This is a genomic window from uncultured Chitinophaga sp. (genome assembly GCF_937898475.1).
Lineage (GTDB): Bacteria > Bacteroidota > Bacteroidia > Chitinophagales > Chitinophagaceae > Chitinophaga.
Map to the genome: position 1 here is coordinate 1 of NZ_CALEJS010000011.1, position 22,840 is coordinate 22,840.

A 22,840-nucleotide genomic window follows, 5' to 3' on the forward strand; every position below is an offset into this window, starting at 1 on the left:
ATGGGTGGCCCAACATCACCGAAATCGATGGCCCAATGGCCTCCGTTTTAGACACTTACCGCTTGCTGACAATATTAAAGAAGTTTTTCTTTATAAAAGTTTAGGTTTATCTGCGTTCCCTCATAACCTGATCAATCTTCCCATAAAAGGCGAGTCCTGCCATTACAAGCATGAACTATTAATAAAGGAACAAATAGAAATCCAGGGAGCTGACTTCATCTCACTCTATAGACCGGTGACAAATGTTATCTCAATGGAATGGTTTACAGAGAATCATGCACAGGTCGCCCTATCTGCTGAAGACTTTACGATAAGCAGCTGGATTCCTACGGAAGACGATGACTATGCGTTACACTTAGGCCATACAAAGCTAGTTCCTTTACTGGAAGAACAATATGGCATTAAGATTATTACAGACCTAGTTCCTCCGTCTCCTCTCAATGCCAATATCAATGTATTTATGGCGCATGGTGGCAAGGGGGTGGAAGGATTCAGGACTATCTATACCAGAAATGAAGAGGGACATGCTATTATTAAAGAAAATGGCATTAACAGAATCCTGGGAAGTGGGATCATTGCGGTTCTTTTTATCTGTCACTCTGCATATGTATCCCCGGAAATTTTTTCTCAGCGGTTGATCTCCCTTTGCCATCATGTACTTTCATTAGGGTATAAGGCAGTGATTGCTCCTGCATGGAGTTTAAATCCGATTATTACACCGGTGTGGCTGGAGAAATTCCTAGATTGTTTAAAAAAGGGGCAAAGAGTGAGCGAATGCGTATTAAATGCAAATGTAAAAGTGATGGAAAGCGGATTTAATGAACATCACGGATTTTATGCACCTACGGGTTGGGCCGCTATGCATTTATATGGAAATCCGAATATTTATTTCCAGGTTGATAACGTTGTTTAAAACAGCGTTTCGCTTTGCAAGATCTCCCTGCTACTTTCAGCACCTAAATTTTTCAACAACAAAGTGTTCTGGACTGAAGTGGGTTAAGCAAATCCAAGGGCTGAAAAAAGCCGCTAAAAATTGAGGCTGAGACGGCCTTTAATTTTAATAGTTCTTTTATGCTCACTAACCTACTTTGTTTCTACTCCTTAGTTATCGAAATAGAACTCCCGCAATGCTTTGTTTAGACGCTTAAATTTCTCACTGTTTATATCAATATTTTCCTCGACTTTTGCAATACCCTGCTGAACCGTGTTAGGCCTTTGTCCTTTAAAATCGATAAAGTGAAAGCGTAAAAGGAAGGCAAGATCCGTAGCAGTAAAGTTGTTGAATAATTCACCCTTCACCTTTCCGGTCCTATCAGTATATTGCAAGTTTCGGAGAATGTATAAATGTTGAAGAAGGAGGTCAAGGTACTTTGGGTGAGACAATTTGATCCTCCCTGTTACACCTTCAAACAATTTTTCAATAGAGGGAACTATCCTTTCCAGTACAGCATTTATCTGCTGGTCTGTTTCTTCGGGGCTTCTGACCTGCTGACTTTCGATAATGGTTTGTACACCCTGTTTAAATTCCTGCCGAATCATTATTTCCTGCTTTGTCCGGTGCTCCTGCAGTTTTTCAGTTACCCAATCCAGAGCAGCTTGCAGTTTGGATTTTTGAGTACTCCGTGGCCTGCGTTCCAGTCTTTCAAAAATTTCATCCTGCAGAAACTGTAAGAAGTCTTGCTTATCCAGGTAAGCATCATAATGGAATGTCAGATACTTTTTACTATCATTCCGGTCATACTCAAACAGCTTATTAAAGATTTCGTTCTTATAACGTTTTACAAATGGCTCTTCACGGAAGTATAAATAATAGTTCTGCTCATAGGGGCCTATTATGTACTGAAAATAGGGAACAAAGCCGCCTTTTTGGGTGGAATAGGCAGAACGGAAGCCAAAATCGGCCAACATATTCCGAAGAAACATACTTGAAAACAACCACTTTTTAAGACCCATGACGTCCAAAATTTCCTTGTTATTAACTCAATCTCCCGTAAATTACTGAAAATTACGTAGTTATAAGGCTCATTCAACTACAACCTGGACCATCTCCATTCTGGTATAGCAGCAAAATCGCTAATCACTTTCTGAATTGGAAAAAAACTCCTTAAATGCAGTTAATTTACCTGCAAATTCTTTCTTTACTTCATTTTCAAAGCTATCTAAATAATTTTCTGTGGTACTTATGATGGTATGCCCAAGTGATTCCTGTATAAATTCAGTGCTAGCACCTGCTTTTTTTAATAGAGTTGCGAAAGTATGCCGGGTCACCACAGTTGTTACCTCAATAGCAATGTTTAGCCTTTGTCCAATTTTTTTCATCCAATCATTAATAAACTGGGTAAGGCGCGTTACAGCGCTATATTCTTGTAAGGGTGTTAAGTCCGATTGCAGTATTGGAAAGATATAATTATCCGGAGCCACATCCTTGTTACCCCAGCGATCTATAAAATTACGCATATCTTCGCTGATGTATACAGTAATAAGTTTGGGATCATTGCGCGCTGTAAGCTCGGTTTTAGCCCTGTAAAAATGTAGATATTCTCCATGAATGTTTTTATACTTGAGGTGAGCAAGATCATTCGGGTTCATCCCATTACCGAAATAACAAAAAAACCACAAAGCCTTTGCAAATTCTTCATTTCGACAGGTAGCCCGATCATAATATATCTTAGCGACATTTTCATGACTTAAGGCCTTCTTAACCTTCCTGGAAGTTGGGATCAGATATTTTCTTCGTCCAAACGGATAGCATTTACTCTTATTGATGATACCCTGGTGATCCGCTTCATTAAAGATAGCACGTAAAGCTCTAAGTATCATCCCTATGGTCGTTTTGGAACAACCCCGTTCTAACATCCAGGTCTCATAGCGGCGTAGATAGCTTACGGTAATATCGGAAAACCTGTCTGCACCTCCAAACTTCTTTAAAGAGCTATAGCTATCCCGGTATTTGAGAGCGCTTCCGATGCGTTTTTCGCTCAATAATTGCTTAATATAGGAAGAATAGACACTCCCTATTGAGGCAGATTCATATCTCTCTGTTAGTAACGGAAATTTCTTATAGTACTCCGAATAATCAAAACTGCTGGGAGCATCTGCCAGCATTACCTTGTTCCTATCCTTCCTTTGTTTGAATAAGGGGTGGGTATCTATAAAATCCCTTTTAAACTCAGTAAAATTAAAGGGGTCAATTCTTTTAGCCGCCGCATCAACCTCCGATTGGATTGTTCTTAAGCCATCACGTACTTTCTGTAATGCTTCAGAAATATTGGGAGCCTTTAGCTTGTTATAATCAGGTACGGTAAGGTCGTAGATGGTTTGATACTCCCTACTTAGCCTGTTACAGGTAATTCTTAATTTTACCGGGTAATTTTCGGTTTTCTTTTTCAGCCTCCTGTTGTCCAGGAAAATAGTTGATGATATTGACATAGCTTGAAAATTTTCACTTTCACAAAAACCTTCACTTCAAAATTTTCAAACAATTTTCAAACAAACGGCCTGTTAAATTCCCTTCAGGCTGTCGTTGTCTAAGGTAGTGAAAATATCCAAATTATTGATAGCCAAATCACTATAGTTAAAACAAATTAGCCCTAGTTAAGCTAAATAAGGCCATTTAACCATCTTAAAATCCTGTGGCCAGCAATGGCTGTACGGGTTCGACCCCCGTCCCGGGTACGAGGTTAATAATTACTTATAAAGGCTGCTGAAAGGCGGCCTTTGTTGTTTGGGGGGAATGATTGTAATATCCTTCCATATCGTTTGTCCCAACTTGCAATGAAAGGCTGCTTGTATCTACATTACCACATTTGTATACTGTACTTTCCCCTTTGAGAAAGCATACCAGCAAAATCTACTGCTCCATAAGTTCCTGCATTAAATCGGGCAGAGGAATCGCCGTGACACCTTCACCTATCGAAAATCTATCTTTGCCCGAATAAACGACAAAGCGCTTATCGGCCTTGATGTCATTGCATCCTGCGTAGAAACCTTTTGAGATTAATGGCGATGAACTGCGCTTGATTTCAATCGCCCATTTAGTGCCGCCAGGAAATTCAAGTACCAAATCGATTTCAGCACCGCGCGGTGTTCCGTAGTACTAGGGTTGTACGCGAGACGGCGCGACGGCCATGATGTTCTCAATAATAAATCCACCAGCTTAAACAATACGAGATGGCACTGCAAGCCTTCACAAAAGCTTCTACACTACCGGAGCCACCAGATTATGCACTCATTATGATACCCCAGATCTACGTGGATGTCACAACCAGATAAAGCGCTTGCAGACAGAGTACTCCCCTATCTCAATCAGCCTGGGCGGCGCCAAATACATCCTGTGCGCAACGAGAAACGGAGCGCATATCAACTACGGCATTGGATTTAACGACGATGCCCCTTATCAAGACATCAGGGAAACTGTTATCAGGGTACTTGAAAAGCAGCTTAAGCCTGCGGCCGCATTGCAGTAGGCCTGCTAATCTTATTTTAATAAGTAATACCATCCAATGTTTCAGTAAAATTCGTTACCTTCATTACGTTGCTCATAACCCATTGCCCATGTAGCATCAACGTATGTAATCAACGTTTTTAAACCCACATTAATACCCCGCCATGAACGCACAAACTAAACATCCGCAATTAAAACATTACTTCCATCCATTAAGGCTAAAAGGGCCAGGTATTGCGCTTGGCGCATGCGCCCTGATTTACTACACTGTCAGCAGCAGTCAGTATCCTGTTATCCACCAGCTCGCACTGATGGCAGGAGTCGTAAGCCTTGGCCTGATCATCTACCGGCTTATCAGCTACTATACTGCTCCGCCGGACGCTGCTATAGATACCTGGCTGGAAGAAGACATTGAAAAGTTAGTAACAGGCGCTTACCAGCAACTTGGCATAAAAAAATCGGAAAGACCCACCGCTCCCCTGTTCATCATCGCTCCTGTTTACTGGAAAGTGAAGGGAGTTGAAATGAAGGATCTTGGGCTTCGCAAAGGCAAGGACAAGATGCTGCGTTTTTCCGTATACCAGGTCACGCTGTTTCACCTGGATGAAGACATATTAACATCTTATACCTGTCATTATAATTTTCTACAGGGTATTGTGCTGAATGAAACCACACATGAATATCATGATAAGGATATTGTTTCCGTAGCCATGAAGGACGTTTCAGTCAACTACCATCTGCCGGATGGCCAGCAACTTATTGCAGCACAGGAATTCCAGATGTCAGTTACCAGCGGCGAGAGCATACGGCTGCTCGTCAGTCCAAACACACTGGCTCAAAGAGAAAAAGCAACGCTACCGCCTACAGGCGCTGAAAAAGCAGTGAGTGTGATCAGGAATATACTGCGGGCGAAAAAGGTGTAAAGACTTACCTTCTTACTGAATAATTAAATGGGACCGGCCCGTCTGCCTGATGGCATAGGGCCGGCCCTGTTATCAGCATGGAATGGCGGCGATGTCAGGGCTTGTTCCGGGATTGGCTGCGGGCTGCTGCCCTGTTCTCTTTCTTCTGTTCCTGGAAGGCTGCATATTGTTCTTCTGTTAATACCTTCTTCAGCGCCTTATCGCGTTCACTGTCGATCGCTTTCAACTTCTTCAGTTTTGAAAGACGGCTGCCACCACCGTCCTTCATGGCGCTCATCTGTGAAATGAACTGCTCATTTGCGGCCAGCACCTTGGGATATTGCTCTTCGCTCAGCGACAGCTGCGTTTTCATTTTGTCTGTCATCTGTTGCGGCAGCTCTTTCTTTTCCTGTGCACGGATGTTCAAAGCGGTAAACAGGATGGCTGTGATGATGAACATCCTGCAGGTGAAAAAATGTTTTCTTCTTTTCATGTTAGCAAAATTTAGCGTAATGTATATTGTCTGAAAAAGTCCCAGATCACATCTGTGGCATTAATGGCGGTTGAGGGGTTATCCGCACCCGGCCTGGCTTTAAGTCCGCCGGGCCATGAATGCCCACCGTCTTTCGTGAGGTAACGGATCACGGTTGTTTCGTCCTGGCAGTTGCTCCACCGGGTAACTGTATATTTTTCATTATCCGTCACTGTTTCGGGCCCATTGGAGCATTTATCGATACCTGCCCACAGCTGCAGCGCGGAGTCTACCGGTGTAAAATAGTATCCTCCTATACCAATGCCGCCCTGGTAAGGCACCAGTGTGTCCAGTTCGGAATGTATGTGTAACAGGGGCACCGGCCGCGAAGGATTGCAGGGGGAAGTACTCATCAGCGTTCCGCTCACGGGCGCTACAGCGGCAATCTTACCGGGCACTTCACAGGCCAGGCGATAGCTGAGCATAGCGCCGTTGGACATACCCGTTACGTATACCCTTTTGCGATTGACGCGGTAATTGTCTGCCAGGTAATCGATCAGCATACTGATGAACTTTACATCGTTGACCTGGTTTTGCTGTGCATAGCCGCAGCAACCGCCGGCGTTCCAGGTCCTGATACCCAGCGGGCCGTTACTCCGTATGCCGTTGGGATAGGCCACCAGGAATCCCGCCTGGCTTGCTTTGGGTGACCAGCCATAATCCCTTTTACATTGATCAGCATTACCACCGGTTCCGTGCAATGCTATAACAAGATCAAAGCCTGCACTGTCATAATAATGAGGCGGCAAATCCAGTAAGAAAGTGCGTTTCAGGCCATCTACCATAATTTGTCCCTGCAGGTTGTAGACCCGCTCTTCGCTATCTTTCCCACAGCTCATGAAAACAAGGGGCAGGCATATCTGCAAAAGGCAAAGTGCTAAACGTTTCATATTTGTATATTGTTTTTGTGCCGGATGAAGATCCCGCACAGCAAGCGGCGGGCATTGCCAAAAGGATACATGGCCTGCCACCGGGAAGGCAGATACGCCCTTCTTCAGCAGGTAAGGCAAGATCGCTATCCCAACTGTCCTCACATTCCGTGAGCGCCAGCGATGCTATAAGGATGCAAGGCAGGAGGTGCAACAAAGCGTTGTTTGTCTTCATCAGCTATTCATTAGTTTTTAATACTTATCAGTGTATCACTACGCGGCGTCTTACCACTACTGTATGCGCTACCGCCACCGGCCGCGCAACTATCACCGGGCGGGGAGCCGGTACTACCACGGTTACACGCGGCGGAGGCACTGTTACAACTACCCTGCGCACTGGCGGCGCCACCACCACCCGCTGGGCTTTTAATGTTCCTGTAACACAGGCTGTCAGGAGGATCAGGGAGATAATTACTTTTTGCATGATCATTTTCATTTTCTTTATAAGACGGTCTACGGAGAAAAAAAGCATGGCGCAGCAGATGAAAAGGACATTTTCACTGATGAACTGCCATTCACAAATGCGGTTTAAAACCTGAGCGGGCGTTTCATCCGCCGGATTGTCCGTTTCATAACAGTACTATGGCGTTCAACCGGTCTTTTCGATACTTTTGTAATGATGAAGCGATTTTATCCGCTTACAGGCGCTGTGATCGCCTTTTTCATTGCCCTGCTGGGACAGGTGCTGCGCACGCAGCGGGAAGAAGTATTATCTTCCTGGAGTACCATGCCCCTTTCGTTTGTAAATGCATTTCTCAGCTGGTGCTGGATACAGTATGTCCTGCAAAGGAACCGACCTTCGGCCAAGGCCTGGAAAGCCCTGCTGTCGGTCAGCGGTTGTGTTATCATCTCGATAGCGCTCTTTTTCCTGCTGAGAGACGTGGCTGCTGTCAGGAACCGCATGGAGGCGTTACAAAAGGGCATGGGCGCGGTATATGCCGTACTCGTTGCCAGAGGGCTGGTAGTAGGTAGCTTTTTATATTTTATAGCCTTCCTGCTATGGATGGCGGCTCAGCGTCAGCAAGCCAGGCTGGAAAATGAACGATTGCAGCAGGAACATTTAAAGGCGCGGCTAAGCCTGTTGCAGGAGCAGATCAGTCCCCACTTCCTGTTCAATTCCCTGGGCACCCTGCGTAGCATGGTGGAGGAGCCGGCAGCCAGGGACTTCATTCAGCGGCTGTCTGAAGTATACCGCTATCTTTTAGGCAATCGTATGGCCGAATTGGTAGCGTTGCATGTAGAACTGGATTTCATCAGGGCCTATCTTCATATACTCCAGGAACGTTTTGAAGATGCCCTGGTAACAGACATCCGCATACCCGCATCCTATCACCATAAAAAGATCCCGCCGGCTACGTTGCAGCTGTTGATTGAAAATGCGGTAAAACACAATGTAGCCAGTCCTGAAATGCCGCTACGCATCTGTATACATGCGGCAGCGCCGGACCGGCTGGTGGTCAGCAATTCATTGCAGCGAAAAAACGTGCGCCCTGAAAATATTGGAACGGGTACAGGACTCAGCAACATCCGTGAACGTTACAGGATACTGGCGGGGCGCGACATTGATGTTACAGAAGAAGCTGGCAAATTTTCAGTAAGCGTATTTTTATTAGATCACAAACAATGAACATCCTGATCATAGAAGACGAGGCTAAAACGGCCAGGGAACTGAAACATATGGTACAGCGGCTGGACAAAGAGCTGCAGGTAACCGCTATCCTGGCAAGCGTGAAAGGCGCTATAGACTGGTTTCAACAGCATCATCCGGTGCCCGACCTTGTGTTCTCGGATATTCAGCTGGCAGACGGGCTTTGCTTCGATATCTTCCGGAACGTTGCCGTCAGTTGTCCCGTGATCTTCTGTACAGCCTTTGACCAATACGCCATACAGGCATTCGAAGCGAATGGTATTGACTACCTGTTAAAACCGGTAGACGAAAACAGGCTGGCCGGCAGTCTGCGCAAATACAAACAGCTGAAGCAGGTGCTGGGCGCAAAGTCTCCCGCCATCAACGATCAGTTGCCGGCGCTGCTGGCGCAGCTACAACCCCGGTATAAAGACCGCCTGCTGGTATTCAGGAACGATCAGATCATCCCCGTTAAAACAACAGATATTGCGTTCATCTATTCTGCGGGCGGTATGGTAAGCATGTGTACCCGCGACCGCCAGGTTTATTCGCTAAGGGAAGTACTGGATGAACTGGAACCGCAGCTGGACCCACAGCTGTTTTTCAGGGCGAACCGCCAGTTCATCATTAACCGTCATGCGCTGATCATGGCGGAGCATTTCTTCAACAGGCGGCTGGTCGTGAAACTGAATGTGGAAACACCAGAGCGCATTGTGGTGAGCAAAACAAAAGCGCCGGCATTGCTGGCGTGGATGGAAGGGAAACCATGGACTGCAGGATAATTACCAGCACGCGACTGGTGTGATCTTTTATAAAAGTGAAAACGTTTATCAGCGAAGCCGCTTTACATCAAGCACATTGGCACACCATAACCGCCGAAATACCCATATAAGTTTATACTTTTGCCGGAATTCAATCATTTTTCAAACCGGCCAGGCCGTACTACATTGAAACCAGCAAGCGACAATCATACAACGCAGGGCCTTAAACGCGGCCTGCAAAACCGTCACATTCAGCTTATTGCCCTTGGCGGCGCCATTGGCACGGGTTTATTCCTGGGCATAGGTCCTGCCGCCGTACTGGCCGGGCCGTCTGTTATCCTGGGCTATGCCATGGCAGGCGTCATTGCTTTCTTTATCATGCGCCAGCTGGGCGAAATGGTGGTGGAAGAACCGGTTTCAGGCAGCTTCAGCCACTTTGCCTACAAATACTGGGGTACTTTTGCTGGTTTTGCAGCGGGCTGGAACTATTGGGTACTGTACATCCTGGTCAGTATGTCTGAACTGACGGCCATCGGCATCTATGTACATTTCTGGTGGCCAGAGATCCCTTTATGGTTTTCCAGCCTTTTCTTCTTTATTGCCATCAATGCCCTGAACCTGAGCGCGGTGAAAGTGTACGGAGAGGCGGAGTTCTGGTTCTCCATCATCAAAGTGGCCGCTATTATCGCTATGATCGCTTTTGGCATTTACCTGCTGTTCACCGGTCATGGCGGCCCGCAGGCCAGTGTAAGCAACCTTTGGCATGACGGCGGCTTTTTCCCGAAAGGATTACTGGAAAGCGATGGTAAAGGTGGTTTCCAGGGATTGCTGGCCGCTATTGCACTGATCATGTTCTCCTTTGGCGGACTGGAACTGATCGGGATCACGGCTGCTGAAGCAGACCAACCTGAAAAAACGATCCCCAAAGCTACCAACCAGGTGATCTACCGCATTTTGATCTTTTATGTTGGTGCGCTGGTGATCCTTTTTGCTTTATCGCCCTGGAAAAATATTACAACTGACAGCAGTCCTTTTGTGATGGTATTTGAAAGCCTTAAAGGCTTTCAGTTCAGCCTTTTCGGAAAGACCATCTATTTTACCAGCCTGATAGCCCATGTGCTGAACCTCATCGTACTGACGGCGGCCCTGTCTGTTTACAACAGCTGCGTATACAGCAACAGCCGTATGTTGTACGGACTTGCAGCACAGGGTAACGCTCCTTCTTTCCTGTCAAAACTGAACAAGAACCATGTGCCCGTAACCGCCATCCTGGTATCAGGACTGTTTGCGGCCATCTGTATTGTAGTAAATAAGCTGATGCCGGAAAAAGCGCTGGAAGCGCTGATGTCTTTAGTGGTATCCACGCTGATCATCAACTGGCTGATGATCAGTATTGTGCACCTGAAATTTAAGGGTAGCAAGAAAGCTGCGCAGATCAACACCAAATTTCCATCATTCCTTTATCCTTTATCAAATTATATCTGCCTGGTGTTCCTGACCGGGATCCTGGTATTGATGTGGATCACCGGCATGCGGCTTCCTGTGGCCCTGATACCCATATGGGTATTGTTTCTGCTGGGCTGCTTTATGCTGGTGAAGCGCAAACGTCAGCAGCAACAAGCTGCTTGAGCACCTGTTCCATTATTTTATCAACATATTCGACAAAACTGTTTTTTATTCCTATATTACGATAGACTATAGGGAAAAGGGTCAATATTGCATACTTCTATCTAAACAAGTGATAACGTCAAGGTTACATGACCAACCCATCCTTTGACCTACACCAGCCATATGAGGATCAATACCTGGTACAGCAAATCAGATCAGGTGACTATACCGCTTTCACCCGGCTTTATAATAAATACGCTCCGGCGCTGACCCAATACGGGCTCAAGTTCAATGTTGGTTTGCCGGAAATAGAAGACAGCCTGCATGATATATTTGTATGGGTATGGGCAAACCGGCAAAAACTGGAAGTACGCCATTCCATCAAAAGCTATCTTTTTAAATCTATACGCACCTCCATACTGCACGCACTTGAAAAAACCAACAAAGTCAGGTCAATAGCGCCGGAAGAAGAGAACAGTTATTACTTCGAACTGGAACTGTCTCCCGAAAATCTCGCACTGCAAAATGAAAACCAGCGGCTGGTAAGAGCGCAGGTGGCCGGGCTGCTGAACACACTCACCGCCAAACAGAAAGAAGTGATCTACCTTCGCTACTACGAAGGCCTGCGCTTTGAAGACATTGCCGCCAACATGAACCTTTCTGTAAAAGCCTGTTATAAGATCATGGGGCGCGCTATTACCACGCTGCGTGAAAACATGCCTAACTCCCGTGTGCTGCTGCTCTTCCTGCTTTACCTGCAACAGTTTTAAGGCCGCACTTAAAAAATTCTGAAAAAAAACTTAAAAACCGCGGGGTAAATTTCCCGGCTTTCTCCTCTTGTACCTGATCCGCCTTTTTATGGGAAAGATGCAGGCCTGTTAACAACCTATCAATATGTAAGTGCGGTTTTATTAACCAAAATCTATCTGAATCGTATGAATAAGTATATTCATGCCATCCCTGTTATGGCTATCCTCCTGTTATCCCAGTTTGCAGCGCCTGCACAAGGCATCCTGAAGGGCACCGTTAAAGACGAAAAAGGCGAACCGCTGGCAAATGTATCCGTTGGTGTTGCCGGAACAAAGACAGGCACCTCTACAGATGCAGGCGGCGCCTACCAACTCTCACTGCCGGCGGGCGCACATAAGATCATGCTCAGCAGCATTGGTTACAACAATACTTCTTTCAGCATTAAAATAGAACATGCCGATATCAGCAAAGACGTGGTGATGAGCGCCAGCGCCGTTGACCTGAGCGAAATAGTGGTAGCTGTTGGCAGCCGTGCATCACAGCGTACTTCTACTACCACTGCCCTCCCTATTGACAATATCAGGGCATCAGACCTGCAGACCAGCGGCCAGTTAACCTTTGATAAGGCCTTACAGTTAAGGGTGCCATCTTTCAACTCCGTAAATACACCGGTGAATGATGCCACCTCACTGCTGGATCCTTATGAGATCCGTAACATGGGGCCCAGCCGTACCCTGATACTGATTAACGGCAAACGGAAGAACGCCAGCTCCCTGGTATACGTACAGACCTCGCCGGGACGTGGCGAAACAGGCGCTGACCTGGCCGCTATTCCCACAGACGCCATTAAGCGGGTGGAGATACTGCGGGACGGCGCTTCTGCACAATATGGATCTGATGCCATTGCCGGGGTGATGAACGTGATCCTGAAAGATAAATTTGAATACACCAATTTCCGTATATCCAGCGGCGTTACCCATAAGGGAGACGGCTTCTCTTTGGCTACCAGTCTGAATAGCGGGGCTAATCTCGGCAGCAAGGGCTTCATCAACTACACGATCAACTTTCAGCGGGAAAACAAAACCAACCGTCCTGGTGTGGTAGATGCCGAAGGAGATAACCGGGACCTCAGTGCCGGCACTCCCGAAAGCCTGCCGGAAGTACAAGCCTTCCTGGCCCGTTTTCCCGATGCTAAAAATATTAACGGAACGCCCACGAACACGGCAGCCAGGTTCCTGGTGAACACGGGCTTTCCCTTGAACGAATACACCAGCCTGTATGCCAATGCTGCCTATGTTTATAAAAAAGTGCAGAGCTATGCCAACTATCGTACGCCTTACTGGAAGCAGGACTTTGGCCTTTTACATGCTGCCGGCAGCGAGTACCTGGGCTATGGTCCTACTTTCGAAGGCGACCTGAGCGACTATAATGCCACGCTCGGCTTTAAAACAGAAAAAGGCGGCTGGACGCATGATATCAGCATCACCTCCGGCGGCAACAAACAATTATACACTGTAGAGAATACAGTGAACCACTCCCTGGGCGCCAAAAGCCCCATTGCATTTAAACCCGGCGGTTATGCCTTTAACCACCTGGTAGGCAATATTGATATTACAAAGTCTGTTGGCGACCGTTTGTCTGTTGGTATCGGCAGTGAGCTCCGCAGCGAGAACTTCCAGATCATTGCAGGCGATACGGCTTCCTACTCCGGAGAAGGCGCCAACTCCTTCCCCGGCATCAACCAGATCAATGCACTGAAGGCCAACCGTTTCAACCTGGGCGGCTACCTGGACCTCAGCTACGATATATCTCCGGCTGTGCTGTTGAATGGTACCATCAGGCAGGAATATTACAGTGATTTTGGCAGCGCCTTTGTGTGGAAGGTAAGCGGAAGGGCTAAAACAGCTGACGACATGCTGACCTTCCGTTCTTCTGTATCTACCGGTTTCCGTGCGCCCAGCCTTCACCAGATCAACCTGCAGATCGCACAGCAAAGCTTTGTTCCCGGACAAGGCATCCAGACCAAGGGCATTGTGAATAATAAAAGTCCGCAGGCGCACCTGCTGGGCGTACCTGCCCTTAAACCGGAGAAGTCGCTCAACTTTACAGCCGGCATCGGGTTCCGTCCCAACCGGAACTTCAGCCTCACCGTAGACTACTATAACATCACCATCAAAGACAGGATCATCCTGAGCTCCAATATTACCCATACTGCCAGCGGTACTACTCCCCTGGATACGGTGCTGACCAATAACGGTATTGTAGGGGTGAGCTTCTTTACCAACGGCATCCGCACCAATACACAAGGTATTGACGTGGTAGCCAGCTACCGGAACATTGCAGTGGGCAGCGGGCTGCTGACCATTAACCTGGCAGGCAACTATACGATAGACAACAAACTGGACGGCGATATTACCAATCCCAAGCTGATAGGAGATGCGGGACAGTCTACCTTTGACTATATGCAGGAAGCACTGCTGCTGAGCAGCCGGCCAAAATACAAGGCTATCCTGGGTGGCGACCTGGAGTTCAGAAAATGGAACCTGGGACTGAACAATACGCTGTTTGGCCCTGCCACTTTCCGTAATGACGGCCTGGACCGCAACCTGAAACTGGAATTCAAGACCAAAGTGCTGACCGATGTCAACATCGGTTATAAGTTCGGTAGCCGGGTAAGCGCATCTGTGGCCGTGAACAACGTCTTCAACATCACACCCAAATATGAGCTGAAGGCCCTGAACAGCGATGGCAGCGACGTACTGAATGACCCTGTACGGTTGAAGAACAATATTAATGCGATCACTTTTAACGGGCGTTACAGCATGGTGACCTATGATGCGTCCCATTTCAGCCAGCTGGGCACTACCTTCCTGGCGACACTGAACTTTAAGTTGTAAAAATGAATTATACTTACAGTATGGATGGTAGACTGCCATCCATACTTACCCAAGGGAACATGATCAGCTATACCACATCAAAGACTGAACAGGACCTGCTGCAGATACTGGCGCTGCAAAAAAATAACCTCCAGGCAAGCCTCAGCAGCGAGCAGATCGCCTCACAGGGATTTGTGACCGTGTCTCACAGCCTGGCAGATCTGCGCAATATGAACAATATAGAACCGCATATCATTGCCCGGATTGACGGGCAGGTAGTAGCCTATGCGCTGGCGATGACGACACTGTCTAAAGCTGATATCCCGGTGCTGGCGCCGATGTTCGACCTGTTTGATAGTATCATTTTCAGAGACAGGAAAATATCCGAGCAACCTTATATTGTTGTGGGGCAGGTATGCGTAGCAGCAGGCTACCGCGGACGCGGTATACTGGACAACTGCTATATGGCCTATAAAAAGCATTTTGAAGGTAAATATGATTTTGCCATCACGGAAATATCAAAAAGGAACCCGCGTTCCCTGAACGCCCACCGGAGGATCGGGTTTGAAGTAGTTCATGAATACCAGGCGCCCGATGGCGAAACCTGGTGTATTGTATTGTGGAACTGGAAAAATTGAGGTATTTTTCTTCACTAAAGGCAGCGCGCCATGAAAAATGCAATGGAAAAATATGCGGAATATGAAACCGAGGATTTCCTCCAGGATGAGTCTTTTGTAGAGTGGGTGCTCAACCCTGAAACAAAAGCCCGTCACCCATGGACTGCCTGGATCAAAGCCAATCCCGCTAAGAAAGATACTGTACAGCAGGCCATCAATATTATCCGTTCCTTCAACTTCAAACAGGAACCTGTACCGGCCGGCTTCTATACGGAGCTGATCAAAAGGATTGATACCACGATCCATAGAGAAGAAGAAGAGCGCCTGCTCAACACTCCCTCCCCTTTTAAAAAGATGTGGAGAGCCGCTGCCATTATTGGCGGACTGCTGATTGGCGGAGCAGCTGTATATGTACTGATGCAGCCATCCCGCACTGCTATCAGCACGCCCTATGCGGCTATTAAAACAGTGGTGCTGCCAGACAGCTCTGAAGTGGTGCTGAATGCCAACTCGGACATCCGTTTTTATCCCGACTGGAAAACGCATGCCAGGAAAGTATGGGTAGACGGTGAGGCGTTCTTTAAAGTACGCCCTGCCCGCGGCGGGGAAGCAGCGCCGTTTACCGTGTACACCAGTGAAGCAGAAATTGAAGTGCTGGGCACTGAATTCAATGTAAAAAGCATTGACCACAGCACCGCGGTGATGTTGCGCAGTGGTAAAGTAAATTTCCGTATTCCCGGCAAGCGTGCTGCCACCGTAATGCGGCCGGCAGACTATTGCTACTATAACAGCAGCCAGGGAGGCATTACTACACGTACCGTAAACCCTGCGTTGTATACCTCCTGGATGGAACATAAATACCGGTTCCAGGAAACACCGGCCCGGGAAATATGCCAGACACTGAAAGCGTATTTTGGTTACGACTTCGTGATCAAACGGCCGGAGCTGGAAGAACAGCGTATTTCGGGCACGCTGGAGCTGCAGGACGAGCGCCTGCTGATCAATGTGCTGGCTGATCTGCTGGACGCCACTGTTACCAGGAACGGAGAAGAAGTGATCATAGAATAGAAAAGCCTTTATCAACCATTTACAACCAACCAGGAAAAAATAAACGAACAGAAGAACAAAACCCGTTAGCCAAATAAAATCAGCATGCGGATGAAACAAAGCTTGTTTCCGGGGTGGCTTATTGCGGTAAGCCTGCTGAGCTGTGTAGTTAACCGACTACAGGGACAGGACTTTGTGCAATTGCATCAAAAAAACAGGGGTAACTCCGCGAAAGGGCACAACAAACAGGAGCCCTACGTACCCCTGAAAGATATGCTATCCGCTGTAGAAACAAAATACCACATCAGCATCCTCTATAAAGAAAGTACGGTGATCAACAAAATGGCGCCCGCCATTAACCTGGACGGCTACCCGGTGGATACTGCCCTGCAAATACTGCTTACGCCGCTGGGACTGACTTACAAAAAGCCCAGCCCTACACAGGTGATCATCCTGGAAGCAGCAAAGGAACAGGGGCATTTAGCATCGGACAAAGAGAATAATAGTACGCCTGTGATCTTAAGCGGCACTGTAAGGAACGAACAGCATGCGCCCATGCCTTTTGTATCTGTGATCGTAAGCGGCAAGGGGAAAGGTACAGTAACGGATGCCCAGGGACATTACCAGCTGCCGCTGCCAGCGGGCAGTTATAAGATACTCTTCAGCAATATCGGGTATAACAGCTACAGTACTACGATAAACGCAAGCGCAACGGATATGAGGAAGGATGTACAGCTTACAAGATCCGTGGCAGATCTGAGCGGCGTGGTGGTATCTGTTGGCAGCAGGGCCTCGCCGCGCACGTTTACGACCACTTCACTCCCGGTGGATAATATTCATGGCGCGGAGTTAGCAACCACCGGGCAACTATCGCTGGACAAGGCTTTGCAGTTCAGGGCGCCCTCTTTTAATACAGTAAACATGCCCGTGCATGATGCCACCTCACTCTCTGATCCCTATGAGATCAGGAACATGGGACCAAGCCGTACCCTGGTACTGATCAACGGCAAAAGGAAAAACCCGGGCTCTATAGTGTATATTCAAACCTCTATCGGTCGCGGTGAAACGGAGACAGACCTTGCCGCCATACCGATGGAAGCCATTAAACGCGTAGAGATACTGCGCGACGGCGCTTCGGCCCAATACGGATCAGATGCTATTGCAGGCGTGGTGAACATCATCCTGAAAGACCGGTTTGAACATACAACGTTTAAAACGGCCACCGGCATTACGCATAAAGGGGACGGTTTTTCTTACCTGGCCAGCCTTAACAGCGGCGCCAACATCGGCGACAAAGGATACATCAACTATACTTTCAGCTTTCAGCATGAGGACAAAACCAACCGGGCAGGCAAGGTAGACGCCTGGCAGGAGAATATGGATCTCAGCGATGGCACCGGCGCCAGTCTGGCCGCGGTGAAAGCGTTCCTTGATCAGTTTCCCGATGCCAATAATATCAGCGGCACCCCATCCGGCACAATAGCCAAATTCCAGGTAAATACCGGCATTCCGTTGAAGACAGGTAACACTCTTTATGCGAATGCGGCCTTTGTATATAAGAATATACAGAGCTTTGCCAACTACAGAACGCCCTACTGGAAACAAGATCCTTACAACTTACTTCATACGCCCGGCAGCACTTACCTGGGCTTCCGCCCAACCTTTGAAGGAGCGCTGCATGACTACAATGCTACCATTGGCCTGAAAAGAGAAAAAAGCTGGCAGACAGATATGAGCCTTACCCTGGGAGGTAACCGCCAGCTGTACAGCGTAGCTAATACCTGGAACCCTTCCATGGGCGCACAAAGCCCTACTTTTTTCCGGCCCGGAGGTTATGCCTTTCATCACCTGGTGGGCAACCTGGATGCCACCAAGGCGGTTAATAATAAACTTTCAGTGGGCTTTGGCTGCGAATTCCGCAGTGAGACCTTTCGTATTATAGACGGCGATACTGCTTCCTACTATGGCGTGGGGCCGGTATCCTTTTCGGGTATCAGCGCTGCCAATGCTATTACTGCCCATCGTTTTAATATTGGCGGCTATGCAGATGCCAGCTATGATCTGAGCAGGGCGGTACTGATCAATGCAACGGCGCGGCAGGAATATTACAGTGATTTTGGCAGCGCCTTTGTCTGGAAGCTGAGTGGCAGAAGTAAATTAGCGGAAGACAAGCTCACCTTACGCGCCTCCGCCTCTAGCGGCTTCCGGGCGCCCAGTCTTCACCAGATCAACCTGCAGACGACCCAGCAGCTATATGTACCCGGACGCGGTATACAAACGAAGGGCATTATCCGCAATAACAGTCCTGAAGCCAGGCTGCTGGAAGTACCCCGCCTTAAACCGGAGCGGTCGCTGAACTTTACAGCGGGTGCAGGGTTGATACTTTCCCAGCACTTCAGCCTGACACTGGACTATTACAATATCGATATCCGGAACAGGATCATTCTCAGCGCAGATATAGGGCCTACTCCCGGCGGGGGCACCCGGCTGGATGATTTTCTGAACAGCAGGTATATGATGGGGCTGAGCTTTTTCACCAACGGTATCCGCACCAACACACAGGGTATTGACCTGGTAGCCAATTACGGCAATATACGCGTAGGACAAACCGGCAAACTGACAATTAACCTGGCGGGCAATTATACCATTGCCAACAAGGTAACGGGCGGGGTGTCTAATCTTAAATTGATTGAGGATGCCGGACAGGTGATCTTTGATGATGTACAGGAAGCGTTGCTGCTGAGCAGCCGTCCAAAATATAAAGCCATACTCGGTGGCGACCTGGCTATTACACGCTGGAGTCTGCATCTGAATAATACCTTATTCGGCCCGGCCACCTTCCGAAATGAGGGACTGGATAAACAGCTGAAACTGGTGTTCCGCAGCAAGGTGGTCACTGATCTTCATGCAGGCTATCAATTCAGCAAAGGGTTCAGCACCTCAGTGGCAGTGAATAATATACTTAATGTACTGCCGGCCTACCGGCTGAAAGCACTGAACAGCGAAGGGCAAGCCATGCTTAACGACCAGGTACAGGTGACGCGCAATATCAATGCGATTACCTTTAACGGCCGTTACAGTATTGCCACCCACGATGGCGCACACTTCAGCCAGTTAGGTACCACGTTCCTGCTTAGCATGTATTTCCGGCTATGATCACCTTCAGTTATTCATGCACGGTAAGCAGCGGCAGTTTTGCGTTGTAGACCAGGTGCCGCGTGGTGCTTTTACGAAACAGGTTGCGGAGAAAATTGAAATACCTGGGAATGGTAATCAGCAATGAGATGTCATGTTCCTTTGCATAGTCCATAATGCCTTCCCCGATATCCTTATTTTCAACAAAAACATACTCCGGCTTATACTTATCAAAGATGTGATGCAGGCTGTATATTTCCGTAGTTGTTTTAGGTGAAAAACGGTGGTTGCCGTCGTCTACATTAATCACCACCAGCCGGGCCTGGAACGTTTCCAGCACTTTATCCAGTGCATCCAGCGGTGTGGCTTCTGACACCTTTTCCAGGTCGCAGGCCAGCAGGATCCGCTGGGGTGGGATAACCGGCGCGTCAGGAGGCACCATCAGCACCGGGCACTGCCCTACCTCTGATATTCTTAATGCCGTGCTGCCCACGATCATTCTTTCCAGGCCTGATTTCTCTGATACGCCAGTTACGATGAGCTGTGCATCCTCCTGCTTACAGATCTCGTTAATGTTTTCATCCATCATGCGCTCCTCGCCCCTGGTATCCACCACCACATCAGGACCTGTCCGCTCTTTTACCTTTGCCGCCAGCTCATTCAGTTTACGTTCTACTGCATTATACAGCTCTGTGCCAACATATGGCGTCACAGGCAGATCAGTGGTGGGCGCCATTACCTGGTAGGCGTGATACAAGGCAATACGCGGAAAATTAAAACGGGTAGCCAGCATACAGGCGTACTCCATCGCATGATCCGCCGAGGCTGAAAAATCTGTACAAACAAGGATCGTTCTCATACCTTTTCTCCCCGAAAAAATTGCGCCAAAGTGTAGCAGGCCCAACTGCTTAACTTTAAATGTCATACTTACACTTTAAATGATTATTTTGTGACCCTGACATAGTTATCTTCAACTACAAACAAATTATTCCACTATGAAAAAGGGCTGGCTGCTCCTTCTGTTAATAACGGGTATAGTAATGCATTGGGGAAAAGTGACCGTGGCACGCGCTGTTGCCAATAACCGCGATTCGGTATACCTGTTTTCCTACGCTTCGGGGAAGAACAATGACCATAACGGGCTGCATTTTGCGTGGAGCCGGGATGGACAGCAATGGTATCCCATCGGGAATGAATTTGGATTCCTGAGAAGCGACTATGGAAGGTGGGGCACGGATAAGCGGATGATCAGTCCGTACCTGATGAGGGGCCGGGATGGGATGTGGCATTGCGTGTGGAGCCTGAATGAAAAGGACCACCTTTTTGCCCATGCAGCGTCTGCAGACCTGGTGAACTGGAAAAGGCAAAGCTACCCGGAGGCAGGAGGCGGCAGTAATGTATTGCAGCCGGTGCTGAGGTATGATGCAGAACGGCAGGTGTATACCATTACACACAGCAGTGCGGATGGCAGATATTACCAGGTAAATACGGCTGACTTTAAAACTTATACGCCTGCAGGAGAAGTGGAAGCCGGTCAGTATGCCGATGGAAGCGTACAAATAGCATTACCGGGAGGCATGACCAGGGGGCAGCTACACCGGGTAGCCTGGACAACGGTAGACCGGCTCGTTAAAACATATGAAGGAAAACAATTCAAAAGGGCGCAGGAATCAGAGACAACCCAGCAGGATGGGGAACGTTTTGCAAAACTGCAGCCGGTTAAGGCAAATATCAAAATTGCAGCGGAGCAGGCCAAACCGATCAGTGATCTGCTGCTGGGGATATTCTTCGAGGATATTAACTACGCTGCAGATGGCGGCTTGTATGCGGAGCTGGTACAGAACCGGGATTTTGAATATACCCCGGGCGATAAAAGAGGAAGGGATCCGGGCTGGAACAGCAGGCACTCCTGGACATTACGTGGAGCGCAGATAAGTTTTGATATAGATTCTTCAACGCCGATCCATGTTAACAATCAGCACTATGCCGTGCTGGATACGAAGGCGCCGGGGGGCGCCCTGGTGAACGGCGGGTTTGACGGGATACCGGTGCAGCAGGGAGCTCAATATGAGCTTTCGTTGTTTGGTAAACAGCTGGATGGGAAAAACGGGAAGCTGGCCGTACGCCTGGTGGATAAACAAGGCAGTGTGCTGGCGCAAACAACGGTAGCGCTACCCCCGGGTTCCTGGAAAAATGTAAAGGCAGTTTTGACGGCAAAAGCGCATGCAGACAGCGCACAACTGGAATTGCAGCCACTGGCCGCAGGGCGGCTGGCGCTGGATATGATATCGCTGTTTCCGCAGCACACCTTTAAAGGAAGAAAGAATGGTTTAAGGGCAGATCTGGCACAGGTAATTGCAGATATGCACCCGCGCTTTGTGCGTTTTCCCGGCGGATGTGTTGCGCATGGAGACGGACTGGCTAATATGTACCGCTGGAAGCATACCGTCGGGCCACTGGAAGCGCGCGTGCCGCAGCGGAACATATGGGGATATCATCAGTCGGCCGGTCTGGGGTATTTTGAATACTTCCGCTTTTGCAAAGACATTGGCGCGGAGCCCTTACCGGTGCTGCCCGCAGGTGTTCCCTGCCAGAACTCCGGGCCAGGTGAAAAAGGCAGCGGGCAACAGGGAGGCATCCCTATGGACCAGATGGATGATTATGTGCAGGAAGTGCTGGACCTGATAGAATATGCGAATGGCGATGTACATACAAAATGGGGTAAGCAACGTGCCGAAGCGGGGCATCCGGCGCCTTTTCACCTGAAGTACATTGGAATAGGGAATGAAGACCTGATCACAGATGTGTTTGAGGAGCGGTTTACCATGATCTTTAAGGCGGTGAAGGAAAGGCACCCGGAGATCACGGTGATCGGGACAGCAGGCCCTTTCTTTGAGGGCACTGATTACGAGGAAGGATGGGACATTGCCAATAAGCTGCAGGTGCCGATGGTAGACGAACATTATTACATGTCCCCCGGCTGGTTCATTAACAACCAGGATTTCTATGACAGCTATGACCGCTCCAGGTCTAAGGTATACCTGGGAGAGTATGCCGCGCATACAGCCGGAAGGCGCAGCAATATTGAGTCTGCACTGGCAGAAGCCTTGTACCTGACAGCGCTTGAAAGGAACGGGGATGTGGTAAGCATGGCCTCTTACGCACCTCTACTGGCAAAAGAAGGGCATACACAATGGAAGCCCGATCTTATCTACTTTACCAACACCACGGTGAAACCTACCGTAAATTATTATGTACAACAGCTGTATGGCCAGTATGGAGGGGATGAATACCTGCCGGGTACTGTAACACTCTCCAACAGCGAAGAAGCAGTGCGCAAACGTGTAGGGGTATCTGTTGTACGGAATACAAAAAACAAAGAGCTGATCCTGAAGATGGTGAACCTGCTTCCGGCGCCTGTAGAATCAGGCATTGACCTGGGCGGTATTGCGCTGCTCAGTGACAAAGCTGACAAGATCGTGCTGCAGGGCCAGCCGGCAAGCGAGGATGCGAGACAGGAAAACAGCACCACCAATGTGGCAGCACAGTTTAAAACAACACTGCCCCCCTACTCTTTTACCCTGATCCGTATCAAAACAAAATAATAAGCGT

18 protein-coding genes are annotated in these 22,840 nt (G+C 48.3%); 11 read left to right on the plus strand and 7 right to left on the minus strand.

Annotated features, from left to right (window positions below; all coding sequences use genetic code 11):
- Nucleotides 1-913: hypothetical protein (locus tag Q0577_RS01865; RefSeq protein ID WP_298732228.1), on the plus strand; the 913-nt coding region annotated here is incomplete at its 5' end.
- Between the two features lie 188 nt (nucleotides 914-1,101).
- On the opposite strand, the gene Q0577_RS01870 is transcribed toward Q0577_RS01865, so the two are convergent.
- The 3 genes from Q0577_RS01870 to Q0577_RS01880 all read right to left on the minus strand — a co-directional run bounded on the left by Q0577_RS01870 (nucleotide 1,102) and on the right by Q0577_RS01880 (nucleotide 4,063).
- Nucleotides 1,102-1,953, minus strand: coding sequence for a hypothetical protein (locus Q0577_RS01870; RefSeq protein WP_298732230.1), 852 nt, complete (start codon nucleotides 1,951-1,953; stop codon nucleotides 1,102-1,104).
- A gap of 120 nt (nucleotides 1,954-2,073) precedes the next feature.
- Nucleotides 2,074-3,429, minus strand: coding sequence for a site-specific integrase (locus Q0577_RS01875; RefSeq protein WP_298732232.1), 1,356 nt, complete (start codon nucleotides 3,427-3,429; stop codon nucleotides 2,074-2,076).
- A 421-nt stretch (nucleotides 3,430-3,850) separates the two neighbouring features.
- Nucleotides 3,851-4,063 carry a hypothetical protein gene (locus Q0577_RS01880; protein ID WP_298732233.1) on the minus strand — a complete coding sequence of 71 codons (213 nt, stop codon included), beginning with the start codon at nucleotides 4,061-4,063 and terminating at the stop codon, nucleotides 3,851-3,853.
- 545 nt (nucleotides 4,064-4,608) lie between these two features.
- On the opposite strand from Q0577_RS01880, the gene Q0577_RS01885 reads away from it, so the two are divergent.
- Nucleotides 4,609-5,367 (plus strand): hypothetical protein, encoded by a 759-nt coding sequence (locus Q0577_RS01885; RefSeq protein WP_298732234.1) that lies wholly within the window; start codon nucleotides 4,609-4,611, stop codon nucleotides 5,365-5,367.
- Between the two features lie 94 nt (nucleotides 5,368-5,461).
- On the opposite strand, the gene Q0577_RS01890 is transcribed toward Q0577_RS01885, so the two are convergent.
- From Q0577_RS01890 to Q0577_RS01900, 3 genes are all read right to left on the minus strand, one after another.
- Nucleotides 5,462-5,839, minus strand: coding sequence for a hypothetical protein (locus tag Q0577_RS01890; RefSeq protein WP_298732235.1), 378 nt, complete (start codon nucleotides 5,837-5,839; stop codon nucleotides 5,462-5,464).
- Between the two features lie 11 nt (nucleotides 5,840-5,850).
- Nucleotides 5,851-6,768, minus strand: a complete 918-nt coding sequence (locus Q0577_RS01895) for a PHB depolymerase family esterase (protein WP_298732237.1) — start codon at nucleotides 6,766-6,768, stop codon at nucleotides 5,851-5,853.
- A gap of 241 nt (nucleotides 6,769-7,009) precedes the next feature.
- Nucleotides 7,010-7,231, minus strand: coding sequence for a hypothetical protein (locus tag Q0577_RS01900; RefSeq protein WP_298732239.1), 222 nt, complete (start codon nucleotides 7,229-7,231; stop codon nucleotides 7,010-7,012).
- A 195-nt stretch (nucleotides 7,232-7,426) separates the two neighbouring features.
- On the opposite strand from Q0577_RS01900, the gene Q0577_RS01905 reads away from it, so the two are divergent.
- The 8 genes from Q0577_RS01905 (at nucleotide 7,427) to Q0577_RS01940 (ending at nucleotide 19,249) form a co-directional block, all read left to right on the plus strand.
- On the plus strand, nucleotides 7,427-8,434 hold the full coding sequence (locus tag Q0577_RS01905; RefSeq protein WP_298732241.1) for a histidine kinase: 1,008 nt from the start codon (nucleotides 7,427-7,429) through the stop codon (nucleotides 8,432-8,434).
- Nucleotides 8,431-9,216 carry a LytTR family DNA-binding domain-containing protein gene (locus Q0577_RS01910; RefSeq protein WP_298732243.1) on the plus strand — a complete coding sequence of 262 codons (786 nt, stop codon included), beginning with the start codon at nucleotides 8,431-8,433 and terminating at the stop codon, nucleotides 9,214-9,216. Before Q0577_RS01905 ends, Q0577_RS01910 begins: the two co-directional genes overlap by 4 nt.
- Nucleotides 9,217-9,381: 165 nt before the next feature.
- Complete coding sequence (locus Q0577_RS01915) at nucleotides 9,382-10,824, plus strand: amino acid permease (protein WP_298732245.1); 1,443 nt, start codon at nucleotides 9,382-9,384, stop codon at nucleotides 10,822-10,824.
- Between the two features lie 128 nt (nucleotides 10,825-10,952).
- Nucleotides 10,953-11,573 (plus strand): sigma-70 family RNA polymerase sigma factor, encoded by a 621-nt coding sequence (locus Q0577_RS01920; protein WP_298732247.1) that lies wholly within the window; start codon nucleotides 10,953-10,955, stop codon nucleotides 11,571-11,573.
- A gap of 165 nt (nucleotides 11,574-11,738) precedes the next feature.
- Nucleotides 11,739-14,450 carry a TonB-dependent receptor gene (locus tag Q0577_RS01925; RefSeq protein ID WP_298732249.1) on the plus strand — a complete coding sequence of 904 codons (2,712 nt, stop codon included), beginning with the start codon at nucleotides 11,739-11,741 and terminating at the stop codon, nucleotides 14,448-14,450.
- A gap of 2 nt (nucleotides 14,451-14,452) precedes the next feature.
- A complete protein-coding gene (locus Q0577_RS01930; RefSeq protein WP_298732250.1) occupies nucleotides 14,453-15,067 on the plus strand; it encodes a GNAT family N-acetyltransferase in 615 nt (204 codons plus the stop codon).
- Nucleotides 15,068-15,097: 30 nt separating this feature from the next.
- On the plus strand, nucleotides 15,098-16,114 hold the full coding sequence (locus Q0577_RS01935) for a FecR domain-containing protein (protein WP_298732251.1): 1,017 nt from the start codon (nucleotides 15,098-15,100) through the stop codon (nucleotides 16,112-16,114).
- Between the two features lie 90 nt (nucleotides 16,115-16,204).
- Nucleotides 16,205-19,249, plus strand: coding sequence for a TonB-dependent receptor (locus Q0577_RS01940; protein ID WP_298732253.1), 3,045 nt, complete (start codon nucleotides 16,205-16,207; stop codon nucleotides 19,247-19,249).
- A 10-nt stretch (nucleotides 19,250-19,259) separates the two neighbouring features.
- Here the strand turns inward: Q0577_RS01940 and Q0577_RS01945 are convergent, their stop codons facing one another.
- Entirely contained in the window at nucleotides 19,260-20,087 is an 828-nt protein-coding gene (locus Q0577_RS01945) for a universal stress protein (RefSeq protein ID WP_298732256.1), read from the minus strand.
- A 136-nt stretch (nucleotides 20,088-20,223) separates the two neighbouring features.
- Between Q0577_RS01945 and Q0577_RS01950 the strand changes: the two genes are divergently transcribed.
- Nucleotides 20,224-22,833: an alpha-L-arabinofuranosidase C-terminal domain-containing protein gene (locus tag Q0577_RS01950; RefSeq protein ID WP_298732258.1), complete on the plus strand. Its 2,610-nt coding sequence runs from the start codon at nucleotides 20,224-20,226 to the stop codon at nucleotides 22,831-22,833.
- Nucleotides 22,834-22,840: the final 7 nt, after the last annotated feature.

Excerpts from the sequence above, each read along its gene's own strand:
- Q0577_RS01870 (WP_298732230.1), bottom strand. The coding sequence starts at position 1,953 with ATGGGTCTTAAAAAGTGGTTGTTTTCAAGTATGTTTCTTCGGAATATG.
- Q0577_RS01875 (WP_298732232.1), bottom strand. The coding sequence starts at position 3,429 with ATGTCAATATCATCAACTATTTTCCTGGACAACAGGAGGCTGAAAAAG.
- Q0577_RS01885 (WP_298732234.1), top strand. The coding sequence starts at position 4,609 with ATGAACGCACAAACTAAACATCCGCAATTAAAACATTACTTCCATCCA.
- Q0577_RS01890 (WP_298732235.1), bottom strand. The coding sequence starts at position 5,839 with ATGAAAAGAAGAAAACATTTTTTCACCTGCAGGATGTTCATCATCACA.
- Q0577_RS01895 (WP_298732237.1), bottom strand. The coding sequence starts at position 6,768 with ATGAAACGTTTAGCACTTTGCCTTTTGCAGATATGCCTGCCCCTTGTT.
- Q0577_RS01900 (WP_298732239.1), bottom strand. The coding sequence starts at position 7,231 with ATGCAAAAAGTAATTATCTCCCTGATCCTCCTGACAGCCTGTGTTACA.
- Q0577_RS01905 (WP_298732241.1), top strand. The coding sequence starts at position 7,427 with ATGAAGCGATTTTATCCGCTTACAGGCGCTGTGATCGCCTTTTTCATT.
- Q0577_RS01910 (WP_298732243.1), top strand. The coding sequence starts at position 8,431 with ATGAACATCCTGATCATAGAAGACGAGGCTAAAACGGCCAGGGAACTG.
- Q0577_RS01920 (WP_298732247.1), top strand. The coding sequence starts at position 10,953 with ATGACCAACCCATCCTTTGACCTACACCAGCCATATGAGGATCAATAC.
- Q0577_RS01925 (WP_298732249.1), top strand. The coding sequence starts at position 11,739 with ATGAATAAGTATATTCATGCCATCCCTGTTATGGCTATCCTCCTGTTA.
- Q0577_RS01930 (WP_298732250.1), top strand. The coding sequence starts at position 14,453 with ATGAATTATACTTACAGTATGGATGGTAGACTGCCATCCATACTTACC.
- Q0577_RS01935 (WP_298732251.1), top strand. The coding sequence starts at position 15,098 with ATGAAAAATGCAATGGAAAAATATGCGGAATATGAAACCGAGGATTTC.
- Q0577_RS01940 (WP_298732253.1), top strand. The coding sequence starts at position 16,205 with ATGAAACAAAGCTTGTTTCCGGGGTGGCTTATTGCGGTAAGCCTGCTG.
- Q0577_RS01945 (WP_298732256.1), bottom strand. The coding sequence starts at position 20,087 with ATGAGAACGATCCTTGTTTGTACAGATTTTTCAGCCTCGGCGGATCAT.
- Q0577_RS01950 (WP_298732258.1), top strand. The coding sequence starts at position 20,224 with ATGAAAAAGGGCTGGCTGCTCCTTCTGTTAATAACGGGTATAGTAATG.